The following is a 19,587-nucleotide window of genomic DNA, read 5'->3' on the forward strand; positions in this document are numbered from 1 at the left end:
CGCCGGGCCCGGGCCCCGGGGGGCCTCACCCCCCCGGGGGGGGGGGGGGGGGGGCGCCCCCCCCCCCCCACGGTCGCGGTGCAGGCAGGCATCGCACCCCATAGGCTGAGGATGATCGAAGGAGACGGGATGTCCACCGGACAGGACGTGGCTCAGGCGGAGCCGCAGCAGCGGCCGCGCGAGTCGCATGCGAGGCAGATCAGCGGCTTCGGCGTCGGCTTCATCGTCAAGCTCGTGCTGATGATGCTGGTCAACGCGCTCGGCGTGGCGATCATCATGTCCGCGTGGAACGCGCAGGCGTGGAACATCCTCGCCATCTCGGTGATCTTCCTGATCGTCGCCGACTGGGTGTACTTCTCGAAGCGGATGCTGCCGCTCAAGTACATCTACCCGGGCCTGGTGTTCCTCCTGGTCTTCCAGGTGTTCGTGATGGCGTACACCGCGTACGTCGCGACCACCAACTACGGCGCCGGGCACAACGTGTCCCAGGCGCAGGCCGTCGAGTCGGCGCTCATCCAGGACGAGCGCCAGGTCGAGGGCTCGCCCGTGTACCCGATCGCCGTGGTCCGCGACGGCGACACCCTCGGATTCGCGATCGGCGACGACGGCACGGTGAGCGTGGGCACCGAGGAGCAGCCCCTGTCCGAGGTCGCCGACGCCACGGTCGACGACTCGGGACGGCCCGCGTCGGTCCCGGGCTGGGAGATCGTGCCCCGCGCCGAGCTGCTGTCGGACCAGGCCCTTGCGCAGGAGGTGACGGCGCTCCGCGTGCCGGTCTCGGACGAGGCCGACGACGGCTCGCTGCGCACCCGCGAGGGATCGACCGCGTCGATCTACCGCTCGTCCCTGGAGTGGGACGCTGAGACGGAGACGCTCACCAACACGGACACCGGCGTGGTCTACACGCCCAACGAGGAGGGCACGTTCGTCGGCGACGACGGGTCGACCCTCCCGGTCGGCTACATCGTGAACGTCGGCTTCGACAACTTCGTGCGCGCCGTCACGGACTCCGACCTCGCGAAGCCGCTGCTGAGGGTCACCGTGTGGACCTTCGCCTTCGCGTTCCTCACCGTCGCGACCAGCTTCCTGCTCGGCCTCTTCTTCGCGCTGATCTACAACGACGACCGCCTGCGCGGCAAGAAGACCATGCGCATGCTCTTCATCCTGCCGTACGCCTTCCCGGCGTTCCTCACCGCGCTGCTGTGGCGCGGCATGCTGAACCCCGAGTTCGGCGTGATCAACAAGTGGTTCTTCTTCGGCGCCGACATCAACTGGCTCGGCGACCCGTGGCTCGCGAAGTTCTCGCTGCTGTTCGTGAACCTGTGGCTCAGCTACCCGTACTGGTTCCTGGTCTGCACGGGCGCGCTCCAGTCGCTGTCCTCCGAGACCATCGAGGCCGCGAAGATCGACGGCGCGGGCAAGTGGCGCCAGTTCCGCTCGATCACCTTCCCGCTGCTGATGGTGTCGACCGCGCCGCTGGCCATCGCGTCGTTCGCCTTCAACTTCAACAACTTCACCATCATCTACATGCTGACCAACGGCGGTCCACGCTTCCCTGATACGAGCGTGCCGCTAGGCGCCACCGACATCCTCATCTCGGCGATCTACCAGATCTCCGGCGTCGCCGGAGGCCGGGCCGACTACGGCCTCGCCGCCGCCCTGTCGGTCGTCGTGTTCATCGTGGTGGGTGCCGTCTCGGCGATCGCCTTCCGTCAGACCAAGAAGCTGGAGGAGTTCTGATGAGCGCCACCGCCACCGAGCCCACCGCCCCCGCTGCCAAGCGTCGCGCACCGAGCCGGCGCGGACGCTGGTGGGCCGAGGTCGGCTGGAAGTACCCGTTCGCGCTGCTGATCATCTTCTACTCGGCGTTCCCGCTGGTGTTCGTCCTCTCGGCCTCGCTGTCGCCGCGCGGCAGCCTGGCAGGCACGGAGCGCCTGTTCGCCTCGGTCGGCTTCGACAACTTCGCGGCCCTGAACGACACGCTGTTCTGGACCTGGGTCGGCAACACCCTGATGATCGGCATCGCCGCCGCGATCGGCGCGGTGCTCATGGGCGCCGCCGCGGCCTACGCCTTCTCGCGCTTCCGGTTCAAGGGACGCCGGTTCTCGCTCACCGGCCTGCTGATCCTGCAGATGTTCCCGCAGACGGTCGCGTTCGTCGCGGTCTTCCTGCTGCTGCTGGCGCTCGGCAACGTGGTGCCGGCCCTCGGCATCGACTCGAAGCTGGCGCTGATCTGCGTGTACCTGGGCACCGCGCTGGGCGCGAACACGTTCCTCATGTACGGCTTCTTCAACTCCATCCCGCAGGAGATGGACGAGGCCGCGAAGATCGACGGCGCGACGCACTCGCAGATCTTCTGGCAGATGATCATGCCGCTCGTCCGCCCCGTGCTCGCGGTGGTCGGCCTGCTCGCCTTCGTGTCCGCGTTCGGCGACTTCATCCTGGCCCGCATCATCCTGGTCAAGCAGGAGAACTGGACGCTCGCGGTGGGCATGTACCAGTGGGTGTCGGACCAGCTGACGGCGCGCTGGGGCATCTTCTCCGCGGGCACGATCATCGCGGCGACGCCCGTGCTGATCCTGTTCCTGGCGCTGCAGAAGTACATCGTCGGCGGCCTGACGGCGGGATCCGTCAAGGGCTGACCGCAGCGGTCCACGGGCTCCGGCCTGCGTCGAGCCGCCTCCCGCGCGGCGCTTCGCGAGCGTCATGGAGGATCGGCGCACGAAACCGACGGGTTTCGTGCGCCGATCCTCCATTTCGCTGAGCGTGTGTGGCGAGGGACGATGCGCGGGTCCCCATCGTTCGCCGCGCTCGTGTGGGACCGGTAACAGTATGGTCACGAATGTGCGGCCTCACCCCGTGAGCGGTCACAGTTCCGTGTTACGTTGGGAACGGTCACAGGCCGGGAGCGGTCGCACACGGTCGTGCGATCACCCCCGGGCCCGCCGCACGCTCCACCCGCTGCCGGGGACACTCCTCGGCAACCGCGCCCCTCAGGGCGCTCGATCACCGTCGATCACAGGGAAGGCAACATGAGACGACAGCTCACGTCAGGGGCGGCCGCCGCCGCGCTCGCGCTGGGAGGACTGGTCGCGGTCTCCGGACCCGCCACCGCGGAGGTGGACGAGCCGGTCGCGGCCGGCATCACCGTGCCGAAGGTCGAGAACCTGCCCGCGGACTTCATGAACGGCGTCGACGTCTCGTCGATCCTCTCGCTCGAGGAGTCGGGGGTGACGTTCACGGACTTCGACGGCCAGGAGGCCGACCTCTTCGACGTGATGGCCGACGCCGGGATCAACTACGTCCGCATCCGGGTGTGGAACGACCCGTACCTGAGCACCGACGCCACCAAGGGCTACGGGGGCGGCAACGTCGACCCGGCTCGTGCGACCGAGATCGGGAAGCGCGCCACCGCCGCGGGCATGAAGGTGCTGGTCGACTTCCACTACGCGGACTTCTGGGCGCACCCCGGCCAGCAGCCGGTGCCGAAGGCGTGGGTCGGGATGACCGCCGCCGAGAAGGCCGATGCGCTCTACGCCTTCACCCAGGACACCCTGCAGATGATGGCCGACGAGGGCGTCGATGTGGGCATGGTGCAGATCGGGAACGAGACCTCCAACCTGCAGCTGTCGGGCGAGAGCTGGCCCGCGTCGGCGCCGCTGTTCGACGCCGGGTCGCGGGCGGTCCGCGACACGCTCGGCGGGGACGTCAGGATCGCGGTCCACTTCACCAACCCCGAGCGCGGCAACTACGGCAGCCTCGCCGCGAGCCTCGCGAGCTACGACACGGACCCGGCGACCGACGGTGTCCAGCCCATCGACTACGACGTGTTCGCGAGCTCCTACTACGCCTACTGGCACGGCACGCTCGAGAACCTCACCGCGCAGCTCCAGGGCGTCGCCGACACCTACGGCAAGGACGTGATCGTCGCCGAGACCTCCTGGAACTACACGCTCGAGGACGGCGACGGCTGGGAGAACACCATCCGCGAGGCGACCCGGAGCGACAAGTACAGCTCGACCGTGCAGGGGCAGGCGCTCGCGGTGCGCGACGTCATCGACGCCACGGTGAAGGTCGGCGACGCTGGCCTGGGCGTCTTCTACTGGGAGCCCGCGTGGCTGCCGGTGGGTGCACCCGGCCAGCTCGCCGCCAACCAGGCGCTGTGGGAGGAGTTCGGCTCGGGGTGGGCATCGTCCTACGCGGGCGAGTACAGCACCGATGCGGGCACCTGGTACGGCGGCTCCTCCTGGGACAACCAGGCGCTGTTCGACTTCGAGGGCCACCCGCTGGAGTCGCTCCGCGTGTTCGACTACGCGCGCTACGGCACCGTCGCTCCCCGCGAGGTCGACGCGATCGGCGCGCCCTCCCTCACGGTGATCGACGGCGACCCGATCACTCTCCCCTCCACCGTGTCCGTCGCCTACACGGACGGCACCTCCGAGGACCAGCCGGTGACGTGGGGAGCCAAGGCGGAGTGGATCGTCGGTCCCGGCACCTACGAGGTGCCCGGCACCACCGCGGACGGGTTCGCGACCACCGCGACCGTGACCGTCCTGGGCTCGGCGACCGAGGGCGTGAACCTGGTGGTCAACCCCGGATTCGAGGACGGCGTCGCGCCCTGGACCGGGACCGGATCCGGGTACACCATCAGCGCCTCCGACGACCCGCACGACGGCAGCACCCGCTCGACGCACTTCTACAGCGGGTCGGCCTTCACCTTCACGATCGAGCAGGAGATCACGGGCGTGCCTGCGGGCGACTATCGGCTCTCCGCGTTCGCCCAGGGACGGACCGCGGTCGACGGCGAGCACACCTACATCACGGTGTCCTCGGGCATCGCGTCCGAGAGCGCCGACTTCACCCTGGCGAACTGGACCAACTGGCAGAACCCCGTCACCGACGTGATCTCGGTGGTCGAGGGCGCGACCGTCACCGTCTCCGCGACGTTCGACCTCACGGCCGGCGCGTGGGGCACCATCGACGACTTCCAGCTGGTCGCCGAGTCCGAGTCGGCGGTGGCCGACACCGCCGCCCTGGAGGCCGCGATCGCCGCGGGCGGGGGCTACGACGCCGCGGACCACACCGCCGAGTCGTTCCTCGAGCTCACCCGTGCGCTCGCGCGCGGCGAGTTCATCCTCGAGTCGTCCGCGCCCGGCCAGGCCTCGGTCGACGCGGCCACGGGCGCGATCCTCGCCGCGATCGACGGCCTCGAGGACGGCGACGGCACCATCCCGACCCCCACCGTCGACCCCGTGAGCGTCGCCGTGGTGCTCGGGGACGCGATCGAGCTGCCCGGCACGGTCACGGTGCGCGCGTACGACGACACCACCTCCACGGACACCGTCACGTGGGCGGACGTGCTCGACCTGATCACGTCGCCCGGCACGTACCCGGTGCCTGGCGTCACGGCCGGCGGTCTGGACGCCGTGGCGGCGGTGACCGTCACCGCGCCGGTGCTCATCGCGAACGGCGGTTTCGAGAAGGGCGACTCCGACGTCACGCCGTGGGAGCTGGTCGCGAGCCCGTGGCCGGACAGCACGGTCGCGACGTTCTGGGTCACCGGTAACGGGCCACACGAGGGGTCGTACTCGCTGAACCTGTGGAACGGCTATGGCGCGGACATCGCCGTCAGCGCGACGCAGGGCATCACCGGGCTCGCTCCCGGCGACTACCGGCTCACGGCGCAGCTCCAGGGCGGCGGCACCCACACGCTCGCGCTGATCGCGGGTGACCGGTCCGTGCCCGTGGTGTTCGGCGCCTGGGACGCATGGATGCCGCACGCAGTCGAGGTCACGGTCGGGGCCGACGGGACGCTCGTGGTCGGGCTCGCGGGCGGCCTCGCCGATGGCGCGTGGGGCTTCGCCGACGACTTCGTCCTCGAGCCGCTCGACGGCCCCGTGGCGGGCGACCCCGCCGCGCTCGAGGTCGCGCTGGCGGACGCCGCGGCCGTCGACCGCGCCGTCCACACGGCGGAGTCGGTGGCGGTGCTCGACCTCGCCGTCGCGCGGGCGCGGGTGGTGCTCGGCGCGGACGCGCCGACCCAGGTCGCGCTGGACGCCGCGACCGTGGAGATCGAGAACGCGCTCGCGGCTCTCGAGATCGCGCCGGCGGACGTCGAGGAGCTGACGGCGGTGCTCGCCGTGGCGGACGCCGTCGGACGGCCCCTGTACACGCCGGCCTCGCTGCGGCACCTCGATCAGGCGGTCGACGCGGCGGAGCCGCTGCTCGCGGCGAGCGCGCTCGATCAGGGCGCCGTCGACGCGGCCGCGGACGCCGTCTCGTCCGCCGTGGCGGACCTGGTCCTCAAGCCGCAGTTCGAGGACCGCACGCCGCCGGGGCTCGCGAAGAAGGGCTAGCGGACCCGAGCGGCCGAGGTCCCCGGGGCAGGCGCTCCGGGGACCTCGGCCGTCGTCCGCGGGTCAGGGCCTCGTCAGGTACAGCCGCAGCGACAGCGCCTCGAGGGTCTGCGTCGCGCCCGGCGCGACCTCCGCGCCGTCCCGCTCGTCCAGCGCATCCCACGCGCTGTCCCAGGCGAGGTGCCAGGGCGCGCCCTGGTCGGACGGGATGGTCACGTCGACCTCCTCGTCGTCTCCGTTGATGATCACCAGCGCATCGGCCTCCTCGGGCCGCGACAGCGAGCGCATGAACTGCACGACGCGGGTCTCGGGGCTCTCCCACCAGTCCTCGTCCTCGTGCTCGCCGTCGGCGCGGAACCAGGCCGAGTCCGCGCGGAAGAGCGCGTCGGTCGGGTCGCGGTCGACGCCGTCGTAGAAGCGCCCGGGCTTGAGCACCGCGTGCTCGCGGCGGAGCCGGATCAGCTCGGCGATCGACTCCCGCAGGCGCACCTGCCAGTCGTCGTGCTCCCAGTCGAACCACGAGATCTCGTTGTCCTGGCAGTACGCGTTGTTGTTGCCGCCCTGGCTGCGCCCGAACTCGTCGCCGCCCAGCAGCATCGGTGTGCCCGCAGAGATGAGCAGGGTGCCGAGCAGGTTGCGCAGCGAGCGACGGCGGGCGTGCAGGATCGCCTCGTCGTCCGTCGCGCCCTCGACGCCGTGGTTGAAGGACCGGTTGTTGTCGGTCCCGTCGCGGTTGTCCTCGCCGTTGGCCTCGTTGTGCTTGCCGTTGTAGGCGGTGAGGTCGTGGGCGGTGAAGCCGTCGTGGGCCGTCACGAAGTTGATCGACGCGATCGGGCCGCGCATCCCGTAGGGCGCCGAGTGGCCGAACAGGTCGGAGGAGCCCGCGATCCGGGTGGCGAGCTCGGGAGCGCTGGGGTGATGGCGCTGCCCGGCGTGGGCGGCCCCCTGCTGCAGCCAGAAGGAGCGCGCGTAGTCGCGGAAGCGGTCGTTCCACTCCGTCATCGGCTGCGGGAAGTTGCCCACCTGCCAGCCACCGAGGCCGATGTCCCAGGGCTCCGCGATGAGCTTGAGGCTGCCGAGCACGGGGTCGGTCGTGAGGCCCACCAGGAACGGATGGTTGCTCGAGAAGCCCTGACCCGTGCGGCCCAGCGTCGCGGCGAGGTCGAAGCGGAAGCCGTCGACGCGCATCTCGGTGGCCCAGTAGCGCAGCGAGTCGAGCGCCATCTTGGTGACGATCGAGACGCCGAAGTCGAGGGTGTTGCCGGTGCCCGTGGTGTCGTCGTAGTGCTGCGGCGCGTGCGGCTGGCTGCGGTAGTAGAGGTGGTTGTCGAGGCCCTTCCAGGACAGCACCCGGTCCGAGCTCGACCCTTCGCAGGTGTGGTTGTAGACCACGTCGAGGATCACCTCGAGGCCCGCCTGGTGCAGCAGGTCGACCATGCCGCAGAACTCGTCCTGGACGGCCTGCGCGCCGGCGGCGCGGGCGGCCTCGGTCGCGTAGGGCGCGTGCGGGGCGAAGAACCCGAGCGTCGAGTAGCCCCAGTAGGAGCTCAGCCCGCCGTGCTCGAGGTGCGGCTCGGGTGCGAACGCGTGGATCGGCAGCAGCTCGACCGCGGTGACCCCGAGCCCCTGGAGGTACTCGATGGCGGCGGGGTGGGCGAGGCCGGCGTACGTGCCGCGGAGCTCCTCGGGCACGCCCGGCATGAGCTTGGTGAAGCCCTTGACGTGCGTCTCGTAGATGACCGTGTCGGTCCACGGCACGCGCGGGTGCGGCGTCTGCCAGGGGCCGGACGGCTTCTCGGTCACCACGGACCGGGGCATCAGCGGCGCGGAGTCGGTCGCGTCGCGGCTGCTGAGCAGCGCCTTCGAGCCCATCTCCGTCATCGCCGCCATGCGCCCCTCGATGCCGCGGCCGTACGGGTCGAGCAGCAGCTTCGCGGGGTTGTAGCGGTGGCCCTGCTTGGGCTGCCACGGGCCCGAGGCCCGGAACCCGTAGCGCTGCCCCGCCCTGATGCCGGGGACGAACGCGTGCCAGATGCCGTTGACCGGGCCGTGGAGGGCGATGCGGGTCTCGGTACGGTCGTCGCCCTCGAACAGGCAGAGGTGGACCGCCGTCGCGTGCGCGGCGAAGACCGCGACGTCGGCGCCGCCCTCGACCAGGTGGACACCCAGGCGATGCGGGTTCGGGGAGGGGGCGACGGTGGGGGAGGTCATGGGCCTATTGTGCATGGTGGCTGTGACGCTTCCCAGGAGGGGCGACAACGATGTTGTGGGGGTGGGTCGCGTCAAAGCCGTGCGGGCACTAGGATTTAGGGACGGGCCCGGCGGCCCGCGACCCGAGGAGACAGTCGATGGCGACCTTCACGCTCACGGACGGATGGACCTGCGGTCCCTTCCGCGGACCCTTCGCCGCGATCGGCGGCCCGGCGGACGATGCGGCGGTGTCCCTGCCGCACGATGCGATGCGCGGGCTCGAACGATCGCCCGACGTGCCGGCGCGCGGCGCCGCCGCCTACCACCCGGGCGCCGCCGTCAGCTACCGGCGCCGCCTCGACGTCCCCGCCGCCTGGGCGGACCGGGTGGTCCGCCTCGAGGTCCAGGGCGCCTTCCGGCACGCGCAGGTGTTCGTGAACGACCAGCTCGCCGGCTCGCGGGCGGAGGGGTACGCGCGCTTCTGGGTGGACCTCACGCCGTTCCTGGTGGAGGGCGCCAACGAGCTGCGCATCGAGACCCGGGCCGGCGAGGACTCCCGCTGGTACTCGGGCGCCGGCCTGCACCGGCCGGTGGTGCTGCACGTCGACCCGCTGATCCATGTCGCCCCCGACGGGGTCCGCGTCACCACGCTCGGCGTCGACGCGGGCGTCGCCGCGGTGGAGGTCGCCGTGACGGTCGCGAACGCGGGCCATCGCACTGCGACCACCCGCGTGGAGAGCGCGATCGATGCGCCCGACGGCGCCGGCCTCGACGCCGACTCCAGCCCCGTCACCCTCGCCCCGGGAGCGGTCACCACGGTCCGGCACCGGTACCACCTGGTCGACGCCGCGCTGTGGAGCGCGGACAGTCCGGCGCTCCACGTCGCGACCGTCTCCCTCGACAGCGACGCGTCGCCGGAGGTCGACCCCGACCCGCGCATCGTCCCGTTCGGCATCCGCACCGTCACGGTGGACCCGCGCCGCGGCCTGCGCATCAACGGTGAGAGCGTGCTGCTCCGAGGCGCCTGCATCCATCACGACAACGGGCCGCTCGGTGGCGCCGCGTTCCCGCGCGCGGAGGAGCGCAGGATCGCGCTGCTCAAGGAGGCCGGCTTCAACGCGATCCGCACCGCGCACAACCCGGCGTCGCCGGCGATGCTCGACGCGTGCGACCGGCTCGGCATGCTCGTGATGGACGAGGCCTTCGACATGTGGACGCGCGGCAAGACCACGATGGACTACTCGCTGGACTTCCCGCGGTGGTGGCGCGAGGACCTCGACGCGCTGGTCGCGAAGGACTACAACCACCCCAGCGTGATCATGTACTCGATCGGCAACGAGATCGTCGAGGTCGGCACCCCTCACGGGGCCGCCCTCAACCGCGAGCTCGCGGAGCACGTGCGCGCGCTCGACCCGACCCGGCCCGTCACCAACGGGATCAACGTCGCGCTCGCCGTGCTCGACGAGGTCGCGACGAACGCCGGGCTCAACGAGGGCATGGCGAACCCCGACCAGCCGTTCAACGCGCTGTCCGCCTCGGAGTCCGCGACCCGGCGCATCGAGGAGTCCGCGGCGGCGCTCGACGTGATCGGGCTGAACTACGCCGACTCGCGCTACGCGCTCGACGCGGAGCTCCACCCGCACCGCGTGCTGGTCGGCTCCGAGACCTTCCCCGCGCAGATCGGGACGCTGTGGCCGCTGGTCGAGGAGCACCCGCACGTGATCGGCGACTTCACCTGGACCGGGTGGGACTATCTGGGCGAGGTCGGCATCGGCGCGGTCGCGTATGCGGAGGACAAGCCCGAGCTGGTCGGGCTCGAGCGGGAGTACCCCTATCTCACCGCGTGGTGCGGCGACCTCGACCTCACCGGCTGGCGGCGCCCCGTGTCCTTCTACCGCGAGATCGTGTTCGGGCTGCGGACCGAGCCCTGCATCGCGGTGCGGCGTCCCTCGCGCGCGGCGCATACGGTGGCGCTCGCGACCCCGTGGGCCTGGTCGGACACCGTGTCGAGCTGGACGTGGCGGGGCTTCGAGGGCGCGGCCGTGGCCGTCGAGGTCTACGCCGACGCCGACGAGGTGGTGCTCGAGCTCGACGGCGTCGAGGTCGGCCGTACCCCCGTCGGGGAGCGCATGCCGCGCGTCGCGGACCTGGACATCGAGTACCGCCCCGGCACCCTGGTCGCCGTCGCCCTGCGCGGAGGGGCGGAGGTCGGGCGCACGTCGCTGGTCACCGCGGCCGAGCCGGCGCTCACCGCGTCCGCCGACCGCACCGCGCTCGCGGCGGGCGTGCGCGATCTCGCGTACGTCGCGATCGAGCTGCGGGACGCGGCGGGGGTGCTCGTGATGGACGCCGATGTGCCCGTCACCGTGACCGTGGACGGGGCCGGCACGCTCGCGGGCATGTGCAGCGCGAACCCGTCGACGGAGGAGCGCTTCACCGATGCGGCCTGGGACACCTTCGACGGCCGCGCGCTCGCGGTGATCGAGGCCGGGGAGCCGGGGGAGATCGTGGTGACCGCGACGGCGCCGGGCATGGAGCCCGCCCGCGTCGTGCTCGCCGTCCGCTGATCGCCGATGCCCTGGGGAGGATGCGGTTCGCCCGCCCGCGGCTAGGCTGGCACCTATGCGCATCCTGGTGACGGTCAAGTTCGTCCCCGACCTGCAGTCCCAGCGGTCCTTCACGGACGGCGCGGTGACGCGGACCGGCGACGACGGCACGATGAACGAGCTCGACGAGAACGCCGTCGAGGCGGCCCTCCAGCTCAAGGAGGCCGCGGGCGAGGGCGAGGTCTACGCCCTCACCGTGGGCGGGGACGATGCGGTGGCGGCGGTCCGCAAGGCCCTGCAGCTCGGCGTCGATCACGCCATCCATGTCTCCGACGCGGGCATCGCGGGCTCCGACGTGTTCGGCACGGCCGCGGTGATCGCGGCCGCCGTCCGCAAGGTCCACGACGAGGCGCCGCTCGACCTGGTCATCACGGGCATGGCCGCACTCGACGGGCTCACGTCCATGCTGCCCACCGCGCTCGCGGCCGACCTGGGCTGGTCGCAGCTCACGCTCGCATCGGGGCTCACGGTGGAGGACGGGACGGCCACGATCGTGCGCCACCTGCCCGACGCGCACGAGAACGTCGCCGCGCCGCTGCCCGCGGTCGTGTCCGTGACCGACGAGGCGAACAAGCCGCGCTACCCCAACTTCAAGCTCATCATGGCGGCGCGCTCCAAGCCCGTCGCCACCTGGACGCTCGCGGACCTGGGCGTCGACGCATCGTCCGTCGGCGCGGGCGCCGCCCGCACCGTGGTGGTGGACGCCTCGCCGCGCCCGCCGCGGGAGAACCGCGTCACCGTCACCGACACGGGGGAGGGCGGCGTCGCGCTCGCCGACTTCCTCATCGAGAAGGGGCTCGCATGACCACCGTCGCCGTCCTGGTCGAGGCCCGCGGGGGAGAGGCCACCCAGCCCACCCACGAGGCCATCACGCTCGCGCGGACACTCGGCACGCCCGTCGCCGTGTGGCTCGGCGGCGCGCCCGATCCCGCGCAGAACGCCAGGCTCGGCATTCACGGCGCCGCCGAGGTGCGCGTGGTGCCCGCCGCCGATGAGGCGCGCCAGCCCGCGCGTGCCGCTGCGGCGCTCGCGGCCGCAACGCAGGACGCTGACATCGTCCTCATGATCTCGACCTTCGTGAACAAGGAGATCGCGACCCGGCTCGCGCTGCTCACGGGCGCGGGCGTCGTGGTCGACGCCGCGGGCGTGGAGCTGGTCGACGGTCACGTCGAGACCCTGCAGACCGTGTTCGCCGCGACCTGGGACGTCCGCACGCGGATCGCGGCCGACAAGGCGATCGTCGCGGTGCGACCGAACACGACTCTCGCCTCGCCCGCCGAGGAGACCGGCGCCGCGACCACCGTCGTGGTCGACGTCGAGCTGCCGGAGGTCGCCGAGACGATCGTCTCCGTCGAGCCCGTGCCGGCGTCCGAGGGCGTGCCGCTCGCCGAGGCCCCCGTGGTGGTCTCGGGCGGTCGCGGCACCAACGGCGACTACGCGCTGGTGAGCGAGCTGGCGGAGCTGCTCGGCGGCGCCGTGGGCGCGTCCCGCGACGCGACGGACGAGGGCTGGATCTCCCACGAGCACATGGTGGGCCAGACCGGCACCACGGTCACGCCGGCGCTCTACGTGGCCTGCGGCATCTCGGGCGCGGTCCATCACCGCGGCGGCATGCAGGCCTCGGGCACCATCGTGGCGGTCAACATCGATCCCGACGCCCCGATCTTCGAGATCGCGGACTTCGGTGTGGTGGGCGACCTGAACGACGTGCTGCCGCAGGCGATCGCCCGCATCGAGGAGCACCGCCGCGGCTGAGCGGCCTCAGAACAGCGAGTCCTGCTCCCCGAGGTAGCCCGGGTTGCCGATCGGCTCGACCTTCGCCCCGACCGGGGTGTGGCGCTGGATGAACACGTGCGAGCGGGGCTGTCCCACCTCCTGGGCGAGCACGTACACCGCGTGGTGGTCCTCGTCGCCGGCCTTCACCATGCCGTCCCACCGGACCGCGACGCGCTCGGCGCCGCTCGCGCCCGCGCCCTTGCGCGCCGCGCGCACGCCGGCCTCGACGGTCGCCGCCTCGTAGCGGGTGATGGTGCTCTGACCCGTGCCCTTCTCCGCGATCATCGCCGGATCGAGCGTCGCGCCCGACGCGAGCTCCTGCATCGCGTGCTCGAGCACGGAGAAGACCAGGCGGTGCAGCGACTCGCCCCCGGGGATGCCGGCCATGGTCAGTCCTTCCTGTCGATCGAGAGGGAGAGATCCTCCCACGCGTCGACCTCGGCGCCGAGCCGGTCGAGCTTGGCGCGGGTCTGGGTGACGGCGTGCGCGCCGCAGATCAGGTGCAGCGGCGGATCGGGCTCCTCGGCGAGCCGGAGCATGGCCTCCGCGGTCGCCGCGGGCGAGCCCGGCTGGTTACCCGGGAGCGCGTGGATGCGGTCCCAGAACGGCTTCATCACGGGCTCGTAGTCGGGAAGGATCTCCTGATTCTTCGCCCCCGACGGGATCCACAGCGTGCGGATCGGGCCCGGTTCGAGCACCGTGACCCGGATCCCGAGGTGTGAGACCTCGGCGCTGAGCGCCTCCATGAACCCCGACACCGCATGCTTGGCGGCGCAGTAGTAGCCGAGGCCCGCGGAGCCGCGCACCCCCGCGATCGAGGAGACGGTGAAGATGTGGCCCGAGCGCTGGGCGCGCAGATGCGGCAGCAGCGCGGTGGTGACCTTGGCGGCGCCCCAGAAGTTCGCGTCCATGACCTCCTGGGCATCCTCCTGCCCGGACTCCTCGATGGTCGAGAAGAAGCCGATCCCCGCGTTGTTGACCAGCACGTCGACGCGTCCGAACCGTGCGAGGGCGGCGTCTACCGCCGCGGCGACCTGGGAGTCGTCCCGCACCTCGAGCGGGAGGGTCAGGACGGTGTCCGGGTAGGACGATGCCAGGCTCGCCAGGGTCTCGGGGCGGCGCGCTGTCGCCACGACCTGGTGGCCCGCGGCGGCGGCCGCCTCCGCGGTCGCCCGGCCGATGCCGGTGGAGCAGCCGGTGATGAACCAGACGGACACGTGACCTCCTCGTAGGTGTCTCCCCTCACGGTAGCGGGCGAGGGTCCCGGGTCGGTCCGCGGGTCGGGTCGAGGACGGCGCGACGCGCGGGCGCCGAACGCTGTGATGTTGACGTCACGAAGAATTAACCAGGGATTTACGTGCCTGTTCCTCTACAGGAAGGTTCGTGACACTCGGTGCTCCTAACGTTGCGTGGTCCCTACCCATGAAGGAGAAACCCATGCGACGTCGCATCACCGCGACAGCTCTGCTGGGAGCCTTGGCAGGCTCCATCCTGGTCGCGAGTCCCGCGACCGCGGACACCCCCACCGACCTGTTCTTCTCGGAGTACGTGGAGGGATCGAGCGGCAGCAACAAGGCCGTCGAGATCTTCAACGGCACCGGAACCGACGTCGACCTCGCCGGCTACTCGGTCGAGCTCTACTCCAACGGCCGCCTCGAGAGCGCGGGCGCGACCTCCACCCTGAACCTTGCCGGCACCGTCGCCGACGGCGATGTCTGGGTGGTCGCGAACGGCTCGGCCAACCCGAGCATCCTCGATGTCGCGGACGTGACCTCGGGGGTCGCGAACTTCAACGGCAACGACGCCGTGGTGCTGCGCCACGACGGCGCGATCATCGACATCCTCGGCACCCTAGGGGATGACACGGTCTGGGGCGCTGACGTGTCGCTGCAGCGAGGCACGACCATCTGCACGGGTTCGACCACGTACGTCGCCGGCGAGTGGACGGACGCGGGCGACATGGTCCACTCGGGTCTCGGGACCCACACGACCACGTGCTCCGGCACGGTGCCGGTCGACGCCGCTCCCACCGTGTCGGGCATCTCGCCCGTGGACGGCGCGCTCGGCGTCTCGACCACGGTCGCGCCGGTGGTGACGTTCTCGGAGCCGGTCGCCGTCAACGACGCGTTCACGCTCATGTGCGGATCCGATGACCTCGCGGTCACCGTCACCGGCGGCCCGACGGAGTACACGGTCACCCCGGACGCCGCGCTCGCGCTCGGTGCCGAGTGCACCCTCTCCGTCGAGCCGACCAAGGTCGAGGACCTCGACGGCGACGCCGACCAGATGGCTGCGGCGTTCGAGTCGACCTTCTCCGTCACCGAGGGCGTCATCCCGATCGGTCAGATCCAGGGCGACTCCGACATCAGCCCCTACGCGGGCCAGGTCGTGTCCTTCGAGGGTGTCGTGGTGGCCGACCACGAGGGCGCGAGCCCCGCGCTGCGCGGCTTCTTCGTGCAGTCGCGTGACGGCGAGGGCGACGGCGACGCCGCGACCTCCGAGGGCATCTTCGTGTTCAACGCCGGCGCAGACGAGGTGTCCCTGGGCGACGAGGTGGCCGTCACCGGCACCGTCTCCGAGTACTTCGGCCAGACCCAGGTGAGCTACGCGGACGTCGAGGTGCTGGCGACCGGCGCGACGGTGACCCCGGCCGCGCTCGCGCTGCCGTTCGACTCCGCCGACGAGCCCGAGGCCTACGAGGGCATGCTGGTGACGTTCGAGGAGACGCTCACCGTGACCGAGATCTACCTGCTCGGGCGTTTCAACGAGGTGACCGTGTCCGGGGCGGGCCGCCTCGACCAGCCCTCGGCCGTCGTGTCCCCGGGCGAGGACGTCATCGCGCTGCAGGCCGCCAACGACCTGAACAAGATCAAGGTCGACGACGGGTTCGACGCGCAGAACCTCGACCCGATGGGACGCGGAGGCGACCCGCTGAGCGCGGACAACACGCTGCGCGGCGGCGACACCATCTCCGGCCTCACCGGCGTCCTCACCTACACCTGGGCGGGCAGCTCGGCCTCGGGCAACACCTGGCGCGTGCGCCCGGCCGCCGAGGAGTTCGTGTTCGACGCGACCAACCCGCGTCCGACCGAGGCCCCCGAGGTCGGCGGCGACATCACGGTGGCGAGCTTCAACGTGCTCAACTACTTCCTGACCATCGACGAGGGCTCGGACGTGTGCGGCCCCGTCGGTGACGAGCAGGGGTGCCGCGGAGCCGACTCGGTGCTCGAGCTCGAGCGCCAGACGGCCAAGCTGGTCCAGGCGCTCCTCGCGCTCGACGCCGACGTGATCGGCATCATGGAGATGGAGAACTCGCCCGGCGTCGAGCCGCTCGCGGCCCTCGCCGCCGCCATGAACGAGGAGCTCGGGGCCGAGGTCTACGACTACGTCGACACCGGCGTGGTGGGCACCGACACCATCCGGGTCGGCTTCCTCTACGACGCCACGACGGTCGCGGAGGAGGGCGCGTTCGCCGTCCTCGACAGCTCCGTCGACGCGAGGTTCGACGACGACCGCAACCGCCCGTCGATCGCGCAGTCCTTCGTGGATGGCGAGGGGGAGGTGCTGACGGTCGTGGCCAACCACTGGAAGTCCAAGAGCTGCACCGGGGCCACCGGCCTCGACGCGGACCAGGGCGACGGCGCGAGCTGCTGGAACGCGACCCGCACCGCGGGCGCGGAGGCTCTGGTCGACTGGCTCGGCACGGACCCGACCGGCGTGGACGACCCCGACGTCATCGTCATGGGCGACCTCAACTCGTACGGCATGGAGGACCCGATCCAGGTGCTGCGCGACGCCGGCTACGTCGAGCTCGGCGGCGGCGACTACTCCTACGTGTACGACGGCCAGTGGGGCTCGCTGGACTACTCCTTCGCCTCGGCCTCGATGGCGGAGCAGGTCACCGGCTCGGCCCACTTCCACATCAACGCTGACGAGCCCAGCGTGCTCGACTACAACACGGACTACCAGACCGCGGAGCAGATCGAGAGCCTCTACGCGGCCGACATGTACCGGACCTCGGACCACGACCCGGTGCTGATCGGCCTGTCGCTCGGGGACACGGAGGAGCCGACCGGCCCCTCCGGCGTCACCTTCCGCGACATCTCCGGCGTGACGGGCGCCGAGGACTTCACCGCCTTCTTCGACGAGATCACCTGGATGGGTGCCGTCGGGATCTCGACCGGGTGGAAGAAGTCGGACGGCACCTACGTGTTCCGTCCGCTGGCACAAGCCTCGCGCGAGGCCGTGGCGGCGTTCCTCTACCGCCTCGCCGGGTCGCCCGAGTTCACCGCTCCCACGACGCCGACCTTCACCGACGTCACCACCTCGAACCCCTTCTACACGGAGATCGAGTGGATGGCGGCCGAGGGCATCACCACCGGCTGGGCGGACGGCACGTACCGCCCGAAGTCGTCGATCAGCCGCGACGCGGTGGTCGTCTTCCTGTACCGCTACCTGGGGGTCTCGGGATACACCGGGCCGTCCACGCCCACGTTCTCGGACGTGCAGCCCGGCAGCACCTACTACACGGAGATCGAGTGGGCCGCCGCGGCGGGCATCACCACGGGCTGGTCGGACGGCACGTTCCGTCCCACGGCCAAGATCACCCGTGACGCGATCGCGGCGTTCCTGTACCGCGTGGCGCACGCGACCATCTGATCGCATCGACACCGACGGCGCCCGTCCCCAGCTCGGGGGCGGGCGCCGTCCGCGCCCCCGGCATCGTCCCGGCCTACGCTGGGAGCCGTGCACTACCTCGACCACGCCGCGACCGCCCCGCTGCGCGACAGCGCCCGCGCGGCGTGGATCGACGCCGCCGGCAGGCTCGGCAACCCGTCGTCGCTTCACGCGCCGGGACGGGCTGCCCGCGCGATCGTGGAGGACGCGCGCGAGCGGATCGCCGCCGCGCTCGGCGCCGACCCCGCGGAGGTCGTCCTCACCTCGGGGGGCACGGAGGCCGACAACCTCGCGGTCAAGGGGCTCCACTGGGGCCGGTCGGCGGCCGACCCCGCGGCGCGCCGGCTCATCGTCTCCGCGGTCGAGCACCACGCCGTGCTCGACGCCGCGCGGTGGCTCGCGTCCCGCGGCGACGCCGAGCTGATCGAGATCCCGGTCGACGCCCACGGCGTGATCGACCTCGACGCGCTCGACACCGCGCTCGACCACGAGTCCTCGGCGGTGTCGATCATGTGGGCCAACAACGAGGTCGGGACCGTGCAGCCGGTCCGCGCCGCCGTCGAGCTCGCGTCCGCCCACGGGGTGCCGGTGCACTCGGACGCGGTCCAGGCGATCGCGCACCTCGACGTCGACTTCCGCGACTCGGGTCTCGCGGCGCTGAGCGTCTCGGCGCACAAGCTCGGCGGTCCCGTGGGGGTCGGCGCGCTGCTCGCCCGACGCGGGCTGCCGCTGGTGCCCACCGCCCACGGGGGAGGGCAGCAGCGGCAGGTGCGGTCCGGCACGCTCGACGCGGCCGGGGCCGCGGCCTTCGCGGCGGCGCTGGACGATGCGGTGGCGGAGCGGGCGGCCGAGCGCGACCGTCTCGAGGGTCTGCGGGAGAGGCTGCTCGACGGCCTGCGCGCCGCCGTCCCCGGGGCGACGGTGTCGGGACTGGACGATGCGGGTCGTCGCCTGCCCGGGATCGTCCACGCGGTGATCCCCGGAGCCCGGGCCGAGTCGGTGCTGTTCCTGCTCGACGCCGGCGGGATCGCCGCGAGCTCGGGCTCGGCGTGCACGGCGGGCGTGGTGCAGGCGAGCCACGTGGCCGAGGCGATGGGCTGGTCGGCGGAGGACGCCGCCTGCACGCTGCGGCTGTCGATGGGGCGGACCACGACGGCCGACGACGTCGAGGCGGTGCTGGCGGCGCTGCCCGGCGCGGTCGAGCGTGCGCGTGCGGCGACGGGCGCCTGAACGGGTGGCCCACGTGAGCGTGGTACTGCTAGTCGCATGACCCTCGAGACCCGCACCGTCCTCGCCAACGCGCGCGACGTGGCCGCGGCGGTGCCCGGCCTGCGCGCCGGCATCGTGTGGCGCTCCGATGCGCCGTTCCTGGGCGACGCCGCGCCCGCAGGGCTCGCGCCGTGGCCGCCCACCACCGTGGTCGACCTGCGCGACCCCGTCGAGGCCGGCGGCCGGCATCCGCTCGCGGCCACCTCCACGGTCCACGCGATCCCCGTGCTCGCGGACGCCGCGGCGGCGGGCTCCCGGGCGGGCGCCAGCCTGACCGAGCTCTACCGGGGCATGATCACGGGGGATGCCGGGCGCGCGGTCGCCGCCGTCGCGATCACCATCGCCGTGGAGGACGGACCGGTGCTGGTGCACTGCTCGGCGGGCAAGGACCGCACGGGGGTCTCCGTCGCGCTGGTCCTCGCGCTGATCGGCACGGCGCGCGACAGCATCGTCGCCGACTACGTGGTCACGGCCGCCAACATGGGAGGCGTCGTGGACCGCATGGCGGCGGCGTGGGCGGGCGAGGCCACCGGCTCCCCGACGGGCGTCGACGTCTCCCGCATCCCCGCGGCATACCTCACCGCACCGGCGGACGCCATCGAGGTGGTGCTCGACGCGTGGGACGCCTACGGCGGCGCGGAGACCTGGTTCCTCGCGCACGGAGGCAGCGCCGCGCACGTCGCCGCGCTGCGGGAGCGGCTGCTCGGCTGACG

12 protein-coding genes are annotated in these 19,587 nt (G+C 71.9%); 9 read left to right on the top strand and 3 right to left on the bottom strand.

Going from position 1 to position 19,587, the window contains the following annotated elements:
- The first annotated feature begins 129 nt into the window (after positions 1-129).
- The 3 genes from QQX10_RS11925 (at position 130) to QQX10_RS11935 (ending at position 6,356) form a co-directional block, all read left to right on the top strand.
- Positions 130-1,740 carry an ABC transporter permease subunit gene (locus tag QQX10_RS11925; protein WP_301121000.1) on the top strand — a complete coding sequence of 537 codons (1,611 nt, stop codon included), beginning with the start codon at positions 130-132 and terminating at the stop codon, positions 1,738-1,740.
- Positions 1,740-2,642 carry a sugar ABC transporter permease gene (locus tag QQX10_RS11930; RefSeq protein WP_301121002.1) on the top strand — a complete coding sequence of 301 codons (903 nt, stop codon included), beginning with the start codon at positions 1,740-1,742 and terminating at the stop codon, positions 2,640-2,642. Before QQX10_RS11925 ends, QQX10_RS11930 begins: the two co-directional genes overlap by 1 nt.
- 390 nt (positions 2,643-3,032) lie before the next feature.
- Positions 3,033-6,356: a glycosyl hydrolase 53 family protein gene (locus QQX10_RS11935; protein WP_301121004.1), complete on the top strand. Its 3,324-nt coding sequence runs from the start codon at positions 3,033-3,035 to the stop codon at positions 6,354-6,356.
- A 63-nt stretch (positions 6,357-6,419) separates the two neighbouring features.
- Here QQX10_RS11935 and glgX read toward each other — a convergent pair whose 3' ends face one another.
- Positions 6,420-8,567 (bottom strand): glycogen debranching protein GlgX, encoded by a 2,148-nt coding sequence (glgX, locus tag QQX10_RS11940; RefSeq protein WP_301121006.1) that lies wholly within the window; start codon positions 8,565-8,567, stop codon positions 6,420-6,422.
- 137 nt (positions 8,568-8,704) lie between these two features.
- Between glgX and QQX10_RS11945 the strand changes: the two genes are divergently transcribed.
- The 3 genes from QQX10_RS11945 to QQX10_RS11955 are packed head-to-tail and all read left to right on the top strand — an operon-like array spanning position 8,705 to position 12,907.
- Complete coding sequence (locus QQX10_RS11945; RefSeq protein ID WP_301121008.1) at positions 8,705-11,113, top strand: glycoside hydrolase family 2 TIM barrel-domain containing protein; 2,409 nt, start codon at positions 8,705-8,707, stop codon at positions 11,111-11,113.
- 55 nt (positions 11,114-11,168) lie between these two features.
- Positions 11,169-11,957 (top strand): electron transfer flavoprotein subunit beta/FixA family protein, encoded by a 789-nt coding sequence (locus tag QQX10_RS11950; protein ID WP_301121010.1) that lies wholly within the window; start codon positions 11,169-11,171, stop codon positions 11,955-11,957.
- On the top strand, positions 11,954-12,907 hold the full coding sequence (locus QQX10_RS11955; RefSeq protein ID WP_301121012.1) for an electron transfer flavoprotein subunit alpha/FixB family protein: 954 nt from the start codon (positions 11,954-11,956) through the stop codon (positions 12,905-12,907). Before QQX10_RS11950 ends, QQX10_RS11955 begins: the two co-directional genes overlap by 4 nt.
- Before the next feature lie 6 nt (positions 12,908-12,913).
- On the opposite strand, the gene QQX10_RS11960 is transcribed toward QQX10_RS11955, so the two are convergent.
- Positions 12,914-13,315 (bottom strand): hypothetical protein, encoded by a 402-nt coding sequence (locus QQX10_RS11960; RefSeq protein ID WP_301121014.1) that lies wholly within the window; start codon positions 13,313-13,315, stop codon positions 12,914-12,916.
- A 2-nt stretch (positions 13,316-13,317) separates the two neighbouring features.
- Positions 13,318-14,145, bottom strand: a complete 828-nt coding sequence (locus tag QQX10_RS11965; protein ID WP_301121016.1) for an SDR family NAD(P)-dependent oxidoreductase — start codon at positions 14,143-14,145, stop codon at positions 13,318-13,320.
- A gap of 220 nt (positions 14,146-14,365) precedes the next feature.
- On the opposite strand from QQX10_RS11965, the gene QQX10_RS11970 reads away from it, so the two are divergent.
- The 3 genes from QQX10_RS11970 to QQX10_RS11980 all read left to right on the top strand — a co-directional run bounded on the left by QQX10_RS11970 (position 14,366) and on the right by QQX10_RS11980 (position 19,585).
- Positions 14,366-17,587, top strand: a complete 3,222-nt coding sequence (locus tag QQX10_RS11970) for an ExeM/NucH family extracellular endonuclease (RefSeq protein ID WP_301121018.1) — start codon at positions 14,366-14,368, stop codon at positions 17,585-17,587.
- Positions 17,588-17,674: 87 nt separating this feature from the next.
- A complete protein-coding gene (locus tag QQX10_RS11975; protein ID WP_301121020.1) occupies positions 17,675-18,835 on the top strand; it encodes a cysteine desulfurase family protein in 1,161 nt (386 codons plus the stop codon).
- Between the two features lie 36 nt (positions 18,836-18,871).
- Entirely contained in the window at positions 18,872-19,585 is a 714-nt protein-coding gene (locus QQX10_RS11980) for a tyrosine-protein phosphatase (protein WP_301121022.1), read from the top strand.
- Positions 19,586-19,587 lie beyond the last annotated feature (2 nt).

It is taken from the genome of Demequina lignilytica (assembly GCF_030418305.1).
Taxonomy (GTDB): Bacteria; Actinomycetota; Actinomycetes; order Actinomycetales; family Demequinaceae; genus Demequina; species Demequina lignilytica.